15 protein-coding genes are annotated in these 17,921 nt (G+C 40.1%); 1 reads left to right on the top strand and 14 read right to left on the bottom strand.

What is annotated here, in order from left to right; all coding sequences use genetic code 11:
• Positions 1-2: 2 nt before the first annotated feature.
• From G611_RS0104570 to gap, 13 genes are all read right to left on the bottom strand, one after another.
• Positions 3-380 (bottom strand): NusG domain II-containing protein, encoded by a 378-nt coding sequence (locus tag G611_RS0104570; protein WP_028242627.1) that lies wholly within the window; start codon positions 378-380, stop codon positions 3-5.
• Positions 381-386: 6 nt separating this feature from the next.
• Positions 387-1,472 carry an FAD:protein FMN transferase gene (locus G611_RS0104565; RefSeq protein WP_028242626.1) on the bottom strand — a complete coding sequence of 362 codons (1,086 nt, stop codon included), beginning with the start codon at positions 1,470-1,472 and terminating at the stop codon, positions 387-389.
• Between the two features lie 95 nt (positions 1,473-1,567).
• Complete coding sequence (locus tag G611_RS0104560) at positions 1,568-3,331, bottom strand: methyl-accepting chemotaxis protein (RefSeq protein ID WP_028242625.1); 1,764 nt, start codon at positions 3,329-3,331, stop codon at positions 1,568-1,570.
• A gap of 16 nt (positions 3,332-3,347) precedes the next feature.
• Complete coding sequence (locus G611_RS0104555; protein WP_028242624.1) at positions 3,348-4,664, bottom strand: ABC transporter substrate-binding protein; 1,317 nt, start codon at positions 4,662-4,664, stop codon at positions 3,348-3,350.
• Positions 4,665-4,791: 127 nt separating this feature from the next.
• Positions 4,792-6,243, bottom strand: coding sequence for an adenylosuccinate lyase (gene purB / locus G611_RS0104550; protein WP_028242623.1), 1,452 nt, complete (start codon positions 6,241-6,243; stop codon positions 4,792-4,794).
• A gap of 10 nt (positions 6,244-6,253) precedes the next feature.
• Entirely contained in the window at positions 6,254-7,699 is a 1,446-nt protein-coding gene (gene purF / locus G611_RS0104545; RefSeq protein ID WP_028242622.1) for an amidophosphoribosyltransferase, read from the bottom strand.
• 106 nt (positions 7,700-7,805) lie between these two features.
• Positions 7,806-8,672 (bottom strand): phosphoribosylaminoimidazolesuccinocarboxamide synthase, encoded by an 867-nt coding sequence (locus G611_RS0104540; RefSeq protein ID WP_028242621.1) that lies wholly within the window; start codon positions 8,670-8,672, stop codon positions 7,806-7,808.
• 50 nt (positions 8,673-8,722) lie between these two features.
• Entirely contained in the window at positions 8,723-10,267 is a 1,545-nt protein-coding gene (gpmI, locus tag G611_RS0104535) for a 2,3-bisphosphoglycerate-independent phosphoglycerate mutase (protein ID WP_028242620.1), read from the bottom strand.
• A 41-nt stretch (positions 10,268-10,308) separates the two neighbouring features.
• A complete protein-coding gene (locus G611_RS13875; RefSeq protein ID WP_051195064.1) occupies positions 10,309-11,691 on the bottom strand; it encodes a CapA family protein in 1,383 nt (460 codons plus the stop codon).
• Entirely contained in the window at positions 11,678-12,904 is a 1,227-nt protein-coding gene (locus G611_RS0104525) for a tetratricopeptide repeat protein (protein ID WP_028242619.1), read from the bottom strand. The genes G611_RS13875 and G611_RS0104525 overlap by 14 nt, the downstream gene beginning before the upstream one ends.
• A 127-nt stretch (positions 12,905-13,031) precedes the next feature.
• Entirely contained in the window at positions 13,032-13,778 is a 747-nt protein-coding gene (tpiA, locus tag G611_RS0104520) for a triose-phosphate isomerase (protein ID WP_028242618.1), read from the bottom strand.
• Positions 13,779-13,993: 215 nt separating this feature from the next.
• Positions 13,994-15,217 (bottom strand): phosphoglycerate kinase, encoded by a 1,224-nt coding sequence (locus G611_RS0104515; protein ID WP_028242617.1) that lies wholly within the window; start codon positions 15,215-15,217, stop codon positions 13,994-13,996.
• Between the two features lie 83 nt (positions 15,218-15,300).
• Positions 15,301-16,317, bottom strand: a complete 1,017-nt coding sequence (gap, locus tag G611_RS0104510; RefSeq protein WP_028242616.1) for a type I glyceraldehyde-3-phosphate dehydrogenase — start codon at positions 16,315-16,317, stop codon at positions 15,301-15,303.
• A gap of 222 nt (positions 16,318-16,539) precedes the next feature.
• Between gap and G611_RS0104505 the strand changes: the two genes are divergently transcribed.
• Positions 16,540-17,349: a histidinol-phosphatase HisJ family protein gene (locus tag G611_RS0104505; protein ID WP_028242615.1), complete on the top strand. Its 810-nt coding sequence runs from the start codon at positions 16,540-16,542 to the stop codon at positions 17,347-17,349.
• A 16-nt stretch (positions 17,350-17,365) separates the two neighbouring features.
• Here the strand turns inward: G611_RS0104505 and G611_RS13870 are convergent, their stop codons facing one another.
• A complete protein-coding gene (locus G611_RS13870; protein WP_051195063.1) occupies positions 17,366-17,920 on the bottom strand; it encodes a shikimate kinase in 555 nt (184 codons plus the stop codon).
• Between the last annotated feature and the right edge of the window lies 1 nt (position 17,921).

The following is a 17,921-nucleotide window of genomic DNA, read 5'->3' as shown; positions in this document are numbered from 1 at the left end:
TCCTAATATGTAGCCCCATCTATATCGTTATCAGATCCGTTTTCTATGGTTACCACAAGCCTGTTTGGGAGGCATACTATAGTTTGCCCATTGTTTTCTATCGGATTGTGATAAACACATATCTGATCTGGGCAGCTGGCATCTGATATTTCACATTGGCCATCGTGAATGCTTATGACATTATAATTATTATCCGAGATTTCGATTGTTTCAGTTACATCTTTATCAAGTGGATATCTGGCATATTCAATTCCGTCGATAGTCACTACTGCTACTGCCTCATCACCATTCTTAGTTTGATTTGTGAATCTAGTCATAGCAATTACTAGTCCAGCTACCACCAATATGCAAATTATCAATATAATATCATTCTTCTTCATAATAATTTAGTCTATAACATAATCCTTGAAATGTTTTGAATAAGCTACTGTGCCATCATGGTAAACCCACATAGCCTCAACGTTATCCAGGGATTCTATAAACTTTTGTCCTTCCTCTAATGTCATATTAAAAAGTGCTGTTGACAGTGCATCTGCTTTCGCTGAATCATCAGTAAGGATAGATACTCCTGCAAATGTTTCGGGTGGATATAGTGTGTCTGGATTAATTATATGACAGTATCTTTTTCCATCCACCTCGTAATAACGTTGGTAATCACCAGAAGATACCACACACTGTCCATCCTCTATTTCAACTCTTTCGATATAAGGATCAGCGCTTTCAAGATTTGGATTTTGAATTGCTATTTTAAAATTAGTTCCATCAACTCTGCCACCAAGTCCTGCTATATTTCCTCCAACGCTAAAAAGAATATTATTCATTCCTTCATTTCTACAGTATTCAAGGACCTGCTGCACGGCATATCCCTTTGCGATACTTCCCACATCAAGAGACATATCAGCGTCCTCAAGATACACAGTCATAGCTTCTTTATCGATAATAACCTTATTAATATCTGTATGCTCTTTAGCAGCTTCTAGCTCAGCTAATTCTGGCAAGCTTGCATTTGAAGGATTAGCAATACCGTATTCACGATATTCGTGCCAAATCCTAAGAACCGAACCCATAGCGATATTAACATTGCCATCAGTAAGGTCATACATATCCTTACCAAATTCCAATAGGTCAATGATTTCAGGTCCAACCTCTACAGCCTGTATTCCAGCATTGTCATTGATTGTTTTGATGTTGTTTAATCCATCATAATCATTATAAATGTCATAAAGATTATTATAATATGTAAGCTGTTCCTTTATTAAATTAGCTTCTTTATTGAAATCATTTTGAGATGCCGCAAAGCCAGTGATATCTGTGCTGGTATCAAATACATCAAGAAAGTTTATAGTGTATTTATCATACGCCATATCAGAGCTTATATCTTCCCCGATATTTTTGTTCATGTGAAGAACTACAAATATAAATGCGATTAGTACTGCGACTAATACTACTGAAATTATTCTGAATCTTTTCATTACATTACCCATCTAAATAATTAAGGGAGTGCGCAATGCACACTCCCCACTGCCTTTTTTATTTTAAAATAGTATCACATTGCAGGCAACTGTTTTTACAGAGAAGTAAATTTTTGTGTTGTATCGTTAAGTTGTTCTGCTACCTCAGTATTCTTATCCATTGCCTTAAATATCTTCTTAATACCTGTCACAATCTCTGCTGAATTTTCAGCACTCATATTTATAGCAACTGAACTTTCCTGTACAGATTGAGTGATTGTTTCAACTGATTCTACCATAGCCTTCATGATTTCATTTAGGCCATCTGCCTTTTCAGTAAACTCTGTAAGCATTTCATTCATTACTTCTGCAGTATGTCCATATTTCTCACCTGTATCAACGAACTCATCATAATCACCAATAACAGTGCCGTTGATAAACTCCAATACATCCTTTGCGTTATCTGCAAGTGTATTTACAGCTGATGTTACCTCATTGGCGATATCCTGAATTGTAGCTGCTGTCTGACGAGAGTTTGCTGCAAGTGCACTAATCTCATCTGCAACAACAGCAAAGCCCTTTCCTGCCTCACCTGCTCTGGCTGCTTCGATAGAGGCATTCAGTGCAAGGAGATTTGTCTGGCTTGCAATATCCAAAATATCATTTGTCAAATCGCTAATCTGACTAACCTTTTCAGAGTCCTTAACTGACTTTTCAAGAGTATCTGAAAGAGCTGCCATTTTTTCGCCAACATCAGATTTTTTCGTGTTAACCTTAACCTGAAGGTCATCGGCCTCCTGCTTAATTTCGTTAGCTGTACTAGAACCAGATTCTGCCTGATCTGTAATCTTCTGAGCTGCAACCTTAACATCCTCGACTCTCTCGTTAATAGAGTCAAGAATTCCAACAACCGATTCCATATTAGCTGAAAGCTGCTCTAATGCTGCTGACGAGCTGGTTACATTGTCATCTGCAATTCTCAGTTGTGAACTAACTTCTTCTGAACTAGCTGTAAGTACAACTGTACCATCCTTTACATCCTTCATAATTCCCTGTAAAGTCTCGATGAAATGGTTGATACCATTTGTAATATAGCTAAGCTCTGATTTTGTCTTGGTTTCTATTCTAGCTGTAAGGTCACCACGTCCCTTTTCGATGTTATCAATAATTTCGTTAACTTCCTTACTAATGTCTTTAACTTTGACAACGATACTAAAGTAGCTAACAAGGAAATTCAAAACGATGAGAACGATGATAATTACTGCACCAATAGCAGCTATTATTTTTCCCTGATTCATCAGCTCATTCATCAACTTACTGGTATCCTCTGCTGAATCAGAAATGGCTTCATCTAAAACCTCTGTCGAGTGGATTATTGCAACCTTTTGAATCTCTGCTTTATCAAAAAGAATTCTGTATGCGTTAGTCTGATCCCCAGAGTCACATTTAGCTATAGCAGCATCTATTAGTTCTATCATTCTTTCATACTGACCAGATATTTCCTGAAGCTGATTTGTGGCTCTTTCATTATCGTACTGAGCAAAGTCTTCATTTAGCTGGCTAATATCATCTTCAATTTTCTGCTCTGCAATTTCGATTTGTGGTAACAGAGCTTCTTTTGTCTCTGTAGCATCAGATGCAATATATCCTGTAACCTGGTCGTATAAAGACATTACATCAGTTTTTAAAGCCGCTTCATGAGATGTAAGGGACATCATAGAACCAAACATATCAATACTGCTGGTGGTGGATGTTGTCATTGCTCGCATGATAAAAATCATAACCACCAAAAAGGCTACCAACATACCTATATTTAGGGCTGATATTCTAACTACAATTGAATTGATTGGTGAAACCCCATTGTCTGCTTTGTTTTTCATAATCCTATCCTCCCCGCTACAATTTTGCATACCATTCTTCAATTGTTCGATTTATTTCGCTCTTAAAGCCTGCGGCGTCAAGTTCACCATTTGCATATCTATAGAAACAATAACAAAGACCACCTTCACTATTTCCTAATCCTTCTGCCATACCCATCCAGTGCCAGTTAGATGTCTTTCCCTGTGAAATATAATCAGATACTGTTTTTGCAAATGGGTCTGAAGCTACATAACTGCAATCGGTAAATGGGCTTACACAGCCTGCATCTTCTACCAGTATTTTCTGGCCTGCATCCTCAGAACACCACTGAAGAAATGCCTCTGCGGCTTCCACGTTGCCTTCCTTTGATACAGCCCACCATGATGGTGCTGATGTCAAAATGGTGTTCATGCCATCTTCAAATGCATATGGAACCATTCCAACCTCAAAGCTTCCTGCAGCCTCATAATCTGATAAATTGCTTCCTGTTAAAGCTGCTCCAATCCATGAGCCCTGAGTAATAAATGCATATTTACCTAAAGCAAAGCCTAATAACTGTTCATCATAGGTTCCTGATGTAGCAATGGCAGGGTCTGAATACTGATTAAACAGACCTATCATTCTTGCGTAATTATCAAATCTTGCATCATCAACCTTCTTTTCATTATTCAATAAATCTATATAAGTAGTATCATCTCTTGCCAAGCCCGAATCCAAATAAGCGCCAAAAATATGGTTACCACTGGACCATCCTACATTGACAGGTTCAGCGCAATAATCAACTACTGCGGTAAGCCCTAAGGCCTCCTTATTAGCATTGATGGTTTCAAAGGCTGCCTGCATTGCTTCAAGACTAGTTATAGATGCAGGATCAACTCCAGCCCTGTTAAGAATGTCTGCATTATAAGCAAGACCTATAGCTTCCGTAGTATAAGGGAAGCCGATTGTTCCATATGTAGGATCCACATAGGATGCATCTGTTCTGCCTGCCCATTCCTGGTCGCTCATATCCACAAGCAGTCCTTCCCAGTTAGCAAAGCTGGCTGCTTCGCACGCAATAATATCTGGCATCTGGTCTGATAAATAATATCCCTTCAATGTGGCCTGAGCATCAACACCTGCAGGCACACCAATAACATTAACCTTTACCCCTGTTTCTGTTTCATAAACAGATGCCAAAGCTTCAAGCTGAGACTGAATTTCACCCTTAATATTTAGAAGAGTAATAGACTGATTCTCCCCCTGAGCGGATGTATCTTCTTGCACGCTATCTTCACTTGTCTTGCCACAACCACTAATGCAAATGCTTAATCCAAGCAATCCACTTAATAACCCCGCATATATTTTTTTCATAAAAACACCTCGCCTAATGAATGTCCTACACGTAACAATTTTTATTATAATTCTCTATTTTTAAATATCTGTGAACAAAAAACGCCCTATCGTATAGATAGGGCGCTCTATTAGCAATAATATTAAATTAGACGTTAATCTCAGCCTTTATACCAAGAATATCTTTGTTTGCTTCAAGGATTGGGTTAATCACATCACGCAAGTATACCTCAACCTGACGTGGGCTACGTCCAACATAGCGGCTAGGCTCCATAGTAGCTTCAAGCTCCTCAAGTCCCATTGGGAACTGATCATCTGCAGCTATAAGCTCAAGAAGGTTATTCTCCTTACCTTCTACCTTAACGTTCTTGCCTGCCTCCATAGAAAGTGTACGAATCTTTTCGTGAAGCTCCTGTCTGTTTCCACCAAGCTTTACAGCATCCATCATGATATTTTCTGTAGCCATAAATGGAAGCTCAGACATAAGGCGCTTTGTAATAACCTTATCGTAAACAACAAGACCATCAACAACATTTAAGCAAAGGTCAAGTACACCATCTGTTGCTAAGAAGCCTTCTGCGATAGAAAGACGCTTGTTAGCTGAATCGTCAAGAGTGCGCTCGAACCACTGAGTAGCTGATGTGATAGCTGGGTTAAGAGCATCAATCATAACGTAACGAGAAAGTGATGCGATACGCTCTGATCTCATAGGGTTACGCTTGTAAGCCATAGCTGATGAACCAATCTGGCTCTTCTCAAATGGCTCCTCAACTTCCTTAAGGTGCTGTAATAATCTGATATCATTTGACATCTTGTGAGCACTTGCTGCAATTCCTGCAAGGATGTTACAAACTCTTGTATCAACCTTTCTGGAATATGTCTGACCCGAAACTGGATAGCAGGCCTTAAATCCCATCTTTTCTGCAATCATTGGGTCAATCTTGTCGATTGTATCATTGTCACCGTTGAAAAGCTCAAGGAAGCTTGCCTGTGTACCTGTAGTACCCTTAGAACCTAAAAGCTTAAGAGTTGAAAGAACATAGTCAAGGTCCTCAAGGTCCATAACGAATTCGTTAAGCCAAAGTGTTGCACGCTTACCTACTGTAGTAGGCTGTGCTGGCTGGAAATGTGTAAATGCAAGTGTTGGCTGGTTCTTGTATTTGTCAGCAAAGTTTGCAAGCTCTGCAATAACATTTACAAGCTTCTTTCGGATAAGAAGAAGTGCATCACGCATGATAATAATATCTGTGTTATCACCAACATAGCAGCTGGTTGCACCAAGGTGAATAATACCAGCAGCCTTTGGACACTGCTTACCATAAGCGTAAACATGGCTCATTACATCATGTCTTACTTCCTTCTCACGGGCTACAGCTACATCGTAGTTAATATCTTCGATATGTTGCTTCATCTCATCAATCATATCCTGAGTGATAACTGGCTTTCCATCCTGTGAAAGTCCAAGCTCCATCTCTGTTTCTGCAAGGGCAATCCATAATCTGCGCCATGTTGAAAACTTCTTATCCTGACTGAAGATGTACTGCATCTCCTTGCTAGCATATCTCTCTGAAAGTGGGCTTGTGTATCTATCTGTACTCATATTATTCTCCTTACTTTTCGTATTCACCACGGATATCTGTGGTTGGTGGGTCCATAGGGTAGGTGCCATCGAAGCAGCCATGGCAAATTTCAAGGCCATCTACCATCTGAGGTAAACGCTTGAAATCAAGGTATGCTAACGAATCAGCTCCGATAATATCTTTGATTTCCTCAACGGAGTGATTGTATGCGATTAGTTGCTCACGACATGGAACATCTGTACCAAAATAGCATGGCCACAAGAATGGTGGTGATGATATACGTACATGAACCTCTGTGGCGCCTGCATCACGAAGCATTTTTACAATGCGGTCAGATGTGGTGCCACGAACGATGGAATCATCAATCATAATAATTCGCTTGCCCTTTACCACCTCACGCAATGCATTTAGCTTGACCTGTACTGATGACTGGCGACTAGCCTGCTTTGGTTTAATGAAGGTACGTCCAACATAGCTGTTTTTAACGAAGGCGGTTCCGTATGGAATGCCAGATTCCAATGAATATCCCTGGGCAGCGGCGTTACCAGATTCTGGTACGCCAACAACTAAATCAGCATCTACAGGAAAATCCTGTGCTAAGAAACGGCCAGCTCTGATACGTGACTCGTAAACAGATTGTCCGTCAATGATACTGTCTGGTCTGGCAAAATAAATGTATTCAAAGATGCAGCGTCCGTGCTTGCTCTTATCAACACATCTGCTCTTATCAGATTTAATGCCAAACTCAGGTGAGATTGTAATCATCTCTCCAGGCTCCACATCTCTGATGTATGTTGCACCAACAGTGTCTAATGCGCAGGTTTCAGAGGCAACCACATAGGCATTGTCTCTTTTTCCGATGCAAAGAGGTCTAAATCCCTGAGAATCGCGAACAGCAATAAGCTTTCTTGGGCTCATAACAACAAGTGAATATGCACCCTTAATCTTATCGCATGCTCTAACAACAGCTTCCTCAACTGTGGCGCTGTTTAGTCTCTCTCTTGCAATCAGATATGCTATAGTTTCTGAATCTATGGTAGTTTGGAAAATAGCTCCTGTTCTTGAAAGCTCATCACGAAGCTCTTCGGCATTGATAAGGTTTCCGTTGTGAGCCATTCCAAGAATTCCCTTAAGGTAGGAAATAACAAGTGGCTGAGCATTCTCCCTTGTAGATGAGCCTGCTGTGGAATATCTGGTGTGTCCTACACCGATATCACCATGCATGCTTTCTAAGATATCCTGATCAAAGACTTCATTTACAAGTCCCATTCCTTTATTTAAAGAGAAATTTCTTTTTGGTCCGTTTGTGTCTGATACTGCTATACCGCAGCTTTCCTGTCCTCTATGCTGTAAGGCAAAAAGGCCATAATAAATAGAGGAGGCAACATCCCCACCGTCAAAATCATACATGGCAAAGACGCCGCACTCCTCATGCAAATCGTCCCATGGCATGTCCTTTACATTCAAATCTGTCATAAAATCTCCTAATACATACCGCCAAATAAAACAAGAATTTTTCATCGTTTTCACTGTACTCTCAAAATTCTTGTTTTATTTAGCTCAATATATTTACCAAAATGCTTTACACTTCGAGTGCTTTGCCAGTAAGTAGTTTGTAAGCTTCCAAGTACTTATCGATTGTCTTATCGATAACATCCTGTGGAAGAAGATAGTCAGAATCTGGATTAGCCTTAAGCCAATCACGTACAAACTGCTTATCAAATGATGGCTGACCATGTCCTGCTTCGTAACCTTCAAGTGGCCAGAAGCGTGAGCTATCTGGAGTAAGCATTTCGTCTGCAAGAACTACATTGCCATCCTCATCAAGACCAAACTCGAACTTTGTATCTGCAATGATGATGCCCTTTGTAAGAGCATAGTCAGCACATTTCTTGTAAAGAGCTATTGTGTTATCGCGAAGAGCCTTGGCGTACTCTTCACCATGACCAGGAAATTCCTTTTCAAGAACCTCTATGGAACGTTCGAAAGAGATATTTTCATCATGATCACCAATTTCTGCTTTAGTAGAAGGAGTGTAAATAGGCTCAGGTAATTTATCAGATTCCTTTAATCCTGCTGGAAGCTTTATGCCACAAACTGTACCGTTCTCCTTGTAGCTAGCCCAGCCAGAGCCTGTGATGTAACCTCTGACGATGCACTCTATTGGAAGCATCTTAAGCTTCTTGCACATCATTGACTTACCTTTGTATTCTTCGTTTTGGAAAAACTCAGGCATGTCTTTTACATCAGTTGAAAGCATGTGATTTGGAACGATGTCGCTGGTTAAATCGAACCAGAACTTAGACATCTGGGTAAGCACTGCACCCTTGTTTACAATCTTGTTCTTAAGAATGACATCGAATGCAGATATACGATCTGTTGCCACCATGATAATGCTATCTCCATTATCGTATACTTCTCTTACTTTTCCTTCTTTAATTGGTTTCATAATCAAATCCTCTCTCTTTTTATTTAGTTTATTTAAATAGCAATTGCTATTTATTTCTTAATTAATAATGACTTACCGGTCATCTCCTTTGGCTGTTCAAGACCCATGATCTCGATAAGTGTAGGAGCGATGTCACAAAGTGCGCCGCCCTCACGGAGTGTGTAGTCACTATCATAGTTAACTAAGATAAATGGAACAGGATTTGTTGTGTGAGCTGTGTGTGGCTCTCCTGTCTCATAATCAATCATCTTCTCAGCATTACCGTGATCAGCACAGATGAATAATGCTCCATCCTTTTCTTTGATTGCTTCTACGGCATCTCCTACAAGTGAGTCAACACGCTCTACAGCTGCAACAGCTGCATCTATAACGCCAGTATGACCAACCATATCTGGGTTAGCAAAGTTAATAACGATTACATCGTACTTGTCAGACTTAATAGCTTCAACAAGCTTTGCTCCAACCTCTGGTGCCGACATTTCAGGCTTAAGGTCATATGTAGCTACATCCTTTGGTGAATTAACAAGGATTCTTTCTTCGTCCTTATTAGGCTCTTCAACACCACCGTTGAAGAAGAATGTAACGTGTGCGTATTTTTCAGTTTCTGCAAGTCTTAACTGCTTCTTACCATTGTTAGCTAAGAACTCGCCGAATGTATTTGTAATGCTCTCCTTTTCGAAAGCGATGTGCTTGTTAGGGATTGTCTCGTCGTAATCCTTAAAGCAAGCATAGTATAAATCAAGGAATTCTCTATCGAATCCTGTAAACTTGTCATCACAGAATGCTCTAGTAATTTCACGAGCTCGGTCTGGACGGAAGTTAAAGAATACAACTGAGTCGCCATTCTTAACAAGTGAAAGTGGCTTGCCTTCTGCATCAGTGATAACTGTTGGAAGAACGAACTCATCAGTAACTCCATCATCATAAGAAGCCTGCATAGCATCCTGAACTGAAGTTGCAAGAACGCCTTCGCCCTTAACTAAGGAATTGTAAGCCTTCTCAACGCGGTCCCAGTTGTTATCACGGTCCATTGCGTAGTAACGACCAGAAAGAGATGCAATAGCACCAACTCCGATTTCATCCATCTTCGACTGAAGTGTTGCTAAGAAATCCTTACCAGATGCTGGTGGAGTATCACGTCCATCAAGGAAAGCGTGAACGAAAACATTTGTAAGACCGTTCTTCTTACACATTTCAAGCATTCCGTAAAGGTGCTCGATGTGGCTATGAACACCACCGTCTGAAAGAAGACCCCAAAGATGAATATCTCCGCCAGTCTTTTTAGCATTTTCGATAGCTTCAAGTAAAACCTTGTTCTCGAAGAATTCACCATCGCTAATTGCCTTAGTGATACGTGTTAAATCCTGGTATATGATACGGCCGGCACCGATGTTCATGTGTCCAACCTCTGAGTTACCCATCTGACCATCAGGAAGTCCAACAAACATTCCAGAAGCTTGTCCTGCCACGTAAGGGCATTCAGCCATAAGCTTGTCCATAACAGGTGTCTTTGCCATTGCAATGGCATTTCCCTTTGGATTGTCGTTAAGACCATATCCATCAAGAACCATAAGTACTACAGGTTTCTTACTCATAGTAATTCCTCCTTATTATCTAGCATTGCTAGAAAAACTATTTATTTTTTATTAATATTGCCCGCCCCGTCGATAACAGCAGAAATCGACATTTTATTAAGGCTATCTATGATATTGCTATATGCTATATCTTCCGAATTAAGCATGCTGGTAACTCCAGCATTAAACTGACATGGGATGAATTTGGATTCAATATTCCCTTCAGGTGTAATTCTTATTTGTGCCAAACCAGTGTCATATGTTGATGGCATGTTTCCTGTGGTTGCAAACCAATAATTACCAAGGCTGTAAAAAACAGGGACATTATCAATGTATTCCACTGACTGAAGGCAGTGGGTGTGTCCGCCAATAATAGCATCAGCACCTGCTTCAACAAATACCCTTGCAAGCGCTACCTGATCACCACCATGATAGGCATTTCCTTCTGTTCCCCAATGAGGGAAAACTATAACATAATCTGCATTAGCCTTAGCCTCTTTGATTGTTTCACAAAAAGCCTCTGGATGTAAACATTTCATAACACCAGGAGATACTCCTGTTGCTTCTTTTGTATAGTTTAATGTTCGCTCTATCTGGGTGGCAGCAACAATAGCTATTTTTCTGCCTCCTATAATAAAGTAAACTGGCTTTCTTGCCTCTTCTAAATTAACACCTGCTCCAACATAAGGCATATTAGCCTTTGCTAAAGTATCAAGCGTATCTAAAAAGCCAATCTCATCGTAATCATATACATGATTATTGGCAACACTAACGATATCTGCACCCAAATCACTCAAAAGTGATACTCTGTTAGGATTAGCTCTAAAGGTGTATGCTTTTCCTGCAAGAGCTGTGCCTCTATCTGAATAGCAAAATTCATTATTTATCATCAAAATGTCAGCTGATTGCATTTCATCCAAAAGATCTTGAGAAAAACAATCATATATGCCATTCATTTGATGATCCATATAATTAGTGGTGGCAATTCCATTGGCAAATGATACATCACCTGTGAAATCTAAAACTATATCACCATCAATCTGCTTATCTAAGACATATGTCTTGTCAAAGTTGTACTGCTGAAGTCCTGTTAAATCACAATATTCATACCATAAGACATGAATACTCTTACCTGTAAGCTGATACCAGATATCTGGTGTATCGAAATTAGCATAGCTAGCTATTTCTTCGATAACCTCTTCGCCATAATCTGCAGTGACCATTCCAAGAAATGATTCATCTACAGGATGACCTCCAATAAATTCGTTAGTGCTGTTGTTAAGGATTGTATCCCAAGCATCTGACAAATCTACTATTTCGATTTTTTGCGGTTGGTTCTCTTCTAAGTGAACTGTATCAACCTCTGTGATTTTTTTACCGCATCCATTAAGCAAAAATACGCTAACGTAAAGTATAACTAAGCATAAATAGTTACATTTCTTCATTGATCTGCGCCTTTACTCGGACAACAGCCTCCATTGCTCCTTCATAACCCGAATCAGCAGCCATTTCATAATACGATAAAGCTGTTTCCAAATTCCTCTCTACCCCGTATCCGTTTTCATATAGAAAACCAAGATTAACCTGAGCTATTGCATAACCCTGCAAAGCTGCAAGCTTTTGATAATAAACTGCAGATGCAAAATCTACATCCACACCATATCCATTGTAATACATATAACCGATTTGATTAAGCGCTGGTGCATAATCTAAATCAGCTGCCATAAGATAATATTCCATGGCTTTTTCATAATCTCTGTCAACGCCAACTGCGTTTTCATATATCTGACCTAAATAATAACTTCCCTTTGCATAGTTATTATTTGAAGCTGTCTCAAAAAATGTTATCGCCTGCTCACTGTCAGCATCTACGCCTTCGCCCTTTACATATAAAAGACCAAGAGCAACATTTGCTTTGTTTATTGCGTTCTGATCAGCTAAATCTGTGCTGTTATATTTAGCTGCACGAGAATAATAATCAAATGCTTTTTTGTAATCTACTGCAATTCCAATGCCGTTTTCGTATGCATAGCCAAGATAATAAGCGCCATCCACATCTCCTGAGATTTGTGCTTTATAGAATAAATCATAGATGTTTTTTTCTTCTTCTGGAATAACTGCTTCATCATCTTCTGAATCAGCTTCTGAATTATCATTGTTTGCAGTGTTTGTAATAGAATCTTCATCTACAGACTGCTCTATATCAAGCTGTTCTAGAAGAACTCTTGCTTTACCGACGTATGCGTTAGCTGAACCGCCTTCTATAGCTGAATCAAACAGTTCTAAAGCCTTATCCAAGTCCTTATCAACGCCTGTACCTGTTAAGTAAAAATAACCTAAAGCACATGTACCATCTATATTACCCGAATCAGATGCCATTTGATACCAAGAAATTGCTTCTGTAAAGCTTTGTTTAACATCATCAGCACCATATTCAAGCATACGTCCAAGCATTACCATGGCATCTGTATCGCCTTCGTAAGCTAAAACCTCAAGTTCGTTATAGTTAAGAACTGTGTAATCTTCTACCTCAACATCGTCAAGTGCTACCTGCTCAGTAGTGTCATTATCATCTACTTTTTCTTCTTTGTTTTTACAAGCAGATAATGCTAAGGAACACATACATAATATTAAAAATAGCTGAATATTACGCTTCATAAAATCCTCCATAGACACATAAGTCCATCAGCGCAAATTATATCATAAAAATGCCCTTATTTAAATAAAAAAAATGCATCAGAAAACTGATGCATTTATAAAAACTTTAGGAGTTTTTTATAGTCTATTAAGCATTAACAATCTTGCCGAAATCTGGCTTAAGTGAAGCACCACCGATAAGACCACCATCGATGTTTGGCTTGCTAAGAAGCTCAGCTGCATTTGAAGCGTTCATAGAACCGCCGTACTGAATACGAACAGCCTCTGCTGTAGCTCCATCATAAAGCTTAGCGATAAGCTCACGGATGAATCCACAAACTTCTTCAGCCTGATCAGCTGTTGCTGTCTCACCTGTACCGATAGCCCAGATTGGCTCATAAGCGATAACAAGATTCTTAACCTGGTCAGCTGTAACGCCTGAAAGATCCCAAGTAATCTGACGCTCAATCCACTCCTTGTATGTGCCAGCCTTGCGAAGTGCAAGTGACTCGCCACAGCAAAGGATTGGTGTAAGACCAGCAGCGAATGCCTTCTTAACCTTTGCGTTGATGAGGATATCATTCTCACCAAAGATGTCACGTCTCTCAGAGTGACCCATGATAACGTACTTAACACCAGCATCTACAAGCATAGGAGCTGAGATTTCACCTGTGAAAGCACCCTTATCTTCAATGTAGAAGTTCTCAGCACCAACGTTAACGTTTGTGCCCTTTACAGCCTCTACTACAGGAACGATGTCGATTGCAGGTACGCAGTAAACTACGTCTACATCATCGTTCTTTACTAAATCCTTAAGCTCAGCAACAAGCTTTACAGCCTCAGAAGGTGTCATGTTCATCTTCCAGTTGCCGGCAATAATTCTTCTTCTTGCCATAATTTACCTCTTCTCTCGCCATTTCGCCATCAATTTATCAAACACTCTCACAGACACGCTTTCGCTCTTATTCGCTCATTGCCCTACGTAAGATGCCACTTTCGTGCCATCTAAGTAGGGATGGCTCATCAAGGTCTTTTGAGAGTATTTGCTAAATTTCTGACTCATGGCTATTTAAAATTATTTTAATAATAAAAATATATCGCCTTTACGATTTACTTATCGTCTGCTGCGTAAACGCCAGGAAGCTCCTTACCCTCAAGGAACTCAAGAGATGCTCCACCACCTGTAGAGATGTGGCTCATCTTGTCAGCGAAACCAAGCTGGTTAACAGCTGCTGCTGAATCACCACCACCGATGATTGTTGTAGCATCTGTATCAGCAAGTGCCTGAGCAACTGCCTTTGTACCTGCAGCAAGTGCTGGGTTCTCGAAAAGACCCATTGGTCCGTTCCAAAGAACTGTCTTAGCAGACTTAACTTTGCTAGCGTAAAGCTCTACTGTCTTAGGTCCGATATCGCAACCCATCTGATCAGCTGGCATATCCTCGTTCATGAATGTCTTAGTCTCAACTGGAGCATCGATAGGATCAGGGAATGAACTGATTGTAACAGAGTCAAGTGGGAGAAGGATTTCCTTACCCATATCCTTAGCCTTTGCAAGCATATCCTTGCAGTAATCAAGCTTTGTATCGTCGCAAAGTGATGTACCGATTTCATATCCCATAGCCTTAAGGAATGTGAATGCCATACCACCACCGATGATAAGTGTATCGCACTTCTCAAGAAGGTTATTGATTACGTTAAGCTTATCAGCAACCTTAGCACCACCAAGGATTGCTACGAATGGATGTACTGGGTTCTCTACAGCGTTTCCAAGGAAATCGATTTCCTTCTGCATAAGGTATCCAACTACGTTAGAACCACCCTTAGCTGAGATGAACTTTGTAACACCAGCTACAGAAGCGTGAGCTCTGTGTGATGAACCGAAAGCATCGCATACATAATCATCAGCAAGATCAGCAAGCTCCTTAGAGAATGCCTCACCGTTCTTTGTCTCCTCTTCGCCTCTGAAACGAGTATTCTGAAGAAGAACAACATCACCTTCGTTCATAGCGTTAACAGCAGCTGTAGCAGCCTCACCTGTTACGTTGTAATCTGAAACGAAGTTTACTTCCTTACCAAGCTTCTCTGAAAGGCTCTTTGCAACTGGTGCAAGTGACTCGCCCTCGTTAGGACCATTCTTAACCTTTCCAAGATGTGAGCAAAGGATAACCTTTCCACCATCAGCGATAAGCTTCTTGATTGTTGGAAGAGCTGCGTTAATACGAGTCTCATCTGTAATTACTCCACCCTTAAGTGGTACGTTGAAGTCGCAACGAACAAGAACACGGCGACCCTTTACGTTGATGTCATCAACTGTCTTTTTGTTTAATGCCATTTTTAAATCCTCCATTATTCAAAAAAAAGGGCCGCGGTCCAATAGGACCGGACCCTTTTAAAGTCGTATTTCGTAAAAACGAATTAAGCTAACTCTGAGAAGTACTTAATTGTACGAACCATCTGAGATGTGTAGCTGTTCTCGTTATCATACCAAGAAACAACCTGTACCTCATACTGGTCATCAGAGATCTTAGAAACCATTGTCTGTGTAGCATCGAAGAGAGAACCAAATCTCATACCTACGATATCAGAAGAAACGATTTCATCCTCGTTGTAACCGAATGACTCGTTTGAAGCTGCCTTCATAGCTGCGTTGATAGCTTCAACTGTAACGTCCTTCTTGTTTACAACTGCTGTAAGGATTGTTGTAGAACCTGTTGGTGTAGGAACACGCTGAGCAGATCCGATAAGCTTTCCGTTAAGCTCAGGGATAACAAGACCGATAGCCTTTGCTGCACCTGTTGAGTTAGGAACGATGTTAACTGCTGCTGCACGTGAACGACGAAGATCACCCTTTCTCTGTGGGCCATCAAGTGTCATCTGATCACCTGTGTAAGCGTGAATTGTTACCATGATACCAGACTGGATTGGAGCGTACTTGTTAAGTGCGTCAGCCATAGGTGCTAAGCAGTTTGTTGTACATGAAGCTGCTGAGATGATTGTATCAGAAGCCTTAAGTGTCTCATGGTTTGTATTGTAAACGATTGTAGGAAGATCGTTTCCTGCAGGAGCAGAGATAACAACCTTTCTAGCACCAGCGTTGATATGAGCCTGTGCCTTTTCCTTTGATGTGTAGAATCCTGAGCACTCAAGAACTACGTCAACCTTAAGGTCACCCCATGGGCAATTGTTTGCATCTGGGAATGCATAAATCTTGATTTCCTTACCGCAAACGATGATTGAATCATCTGTGTAAGAAACCTCAGCTGCATGCTCGTACTTTCCCTGTGATGAATCATACTTTAAAAGATGTGCTAACATCTTTGGGCTAGTTAAGTCGTTGATTGCTACTACTTCGTAACCTTCTGCGCCGAACATCTGACGGAATGCAAGACGTCCGATACGGCCAAAACCGTTAATTGCTACTCTTACTGCCATTTTTTAAATCCTCCTAAAGATTCTTTTAAAATTTTCTTAGGTCGCCACAAAAGCGCCCTTATGCACTTCATTTTATACAATGTCTAAATAGATTTCAACCCCAAAATGAAATATTGTTAAATTTTTCTCAAACTCTTCCCAATAATAGGCTCGAAACTAGTTTTAAATCAAGGCCTGTGATAGAATTAGGAAAAATTTAAAAATTTTATTCAGGAGGCAAATATGCTTTGGGACAATCATATGCACTGTAACTTTTCAGGTGATTCTGATGCCAATCCACTTGATATGATTAATTCTGCAAAATCAAAAGGATTATCAGGTATCACCTTTACCGACCACTTAGATATTGATTATCCAAAACAGTATGGTTTTTTCGACCTTAATCTTAGTGACTACTATCCTACTATTAAGGCTCTTTCAGATGAAAATTCAACAAAAGATTTCACCATATTGACTGGCCTTGAGATAGGCATACAGCCACATGTTGCTGACAGATGCAACAAAGCCGCTTCTGACAGACCTTATGATTTCATCATTGGAAGCACTCATATAGTTGATGGGTGGGATCCTTACTTTGAAAGCTTTTGGGAAAGAGACGATGAAAAAAAGCTCTTACAAAGATACTACGAATGCATTCTTGAAAATATCACAGCTTTCACCAACTTTGATACTCTTGGTCATTTGGATTACGCCTTTAGATATGCTCCATCTGAGCAAGTAAAGCACAATTCTCACCTTCCTTATGCTGAAATAATCGATGCTATTTTGGAAAGAATCGTAAAGCTTGATAAGGCATTAGAAATAAACACAGCTGCATTCAGAAAAGGAATGAATGCCCCAAATCCTGCACCATCAATCATCAAACGATACCATGAACTGGGCGGAAAGCTTATTACTCTTGGTGCTGATGCCCACACACCAGAAGATGTAGCAGCCGATTTTGCCCGACTTCCAGATTTACTTGAAGATTGCGGCTTTAAAGAATTTGCCGTATATAAAAACAGAAAGCCTGAGTGTTATCCATTGAGATAACACCCAGACTTTACTTTTATTTTTCAAGTGCTGTAAGTGCAGATACTATATCCTTGCATATTTCTAGCTTGCTTTTTCCATCAGTTTCCACGATTATATCGGCTGCTGCCAAATATTTATCCTGTCGTTTCAAAAGCATATCCTCTATAAACTTTGCACTCTTATTATTTTCAAGAAGCGGTCTGTCATGATCGTCCTTTACACGCTCATATATGGTTTCTGGTTTTGCAGTAAGAAGCACTACTTTTCCGTTTTTCTTCATCTCTTGAACGTTCACATCTCTAAGCGGAGTGCCTCCACCGCAAGATATTACAACATTTTTTTCAGACTGCATTTCCTTCAATAGATTTGTTTCAGCATCTCTAAAATATTCTTCCCCGTGAACGCTGAAAATATCTGCTATGGACATTCCCTCTCTGTTCACTATCTCCTGGTCCATCTCGACCTTTTTCATATCAAAGCAATTACTTAAGCACTCAGCAATTGTGGATTTTCCTGTCCCCATAAACCCAATAAGAACTATGTTGTAGTCGAATGATTTACCATTTCTTAATGCTTTTACGCTTTCCATA

This window comes from Pseudobutyrivibrio ruminis AD2017, from assembly GCF_000424305.1.
Lineage (GTDB): Bacteria > Bacillota > Clostridia > Lachnospirales > Lachnospiraceae > Pseudobutyrivibrio > Pseudobutyrivibrio ruminis_B.
Note: the sequence above shows the minus strand (reverse complement) of the source record. Positions and strands in the feature narration are given on the sequence as shown.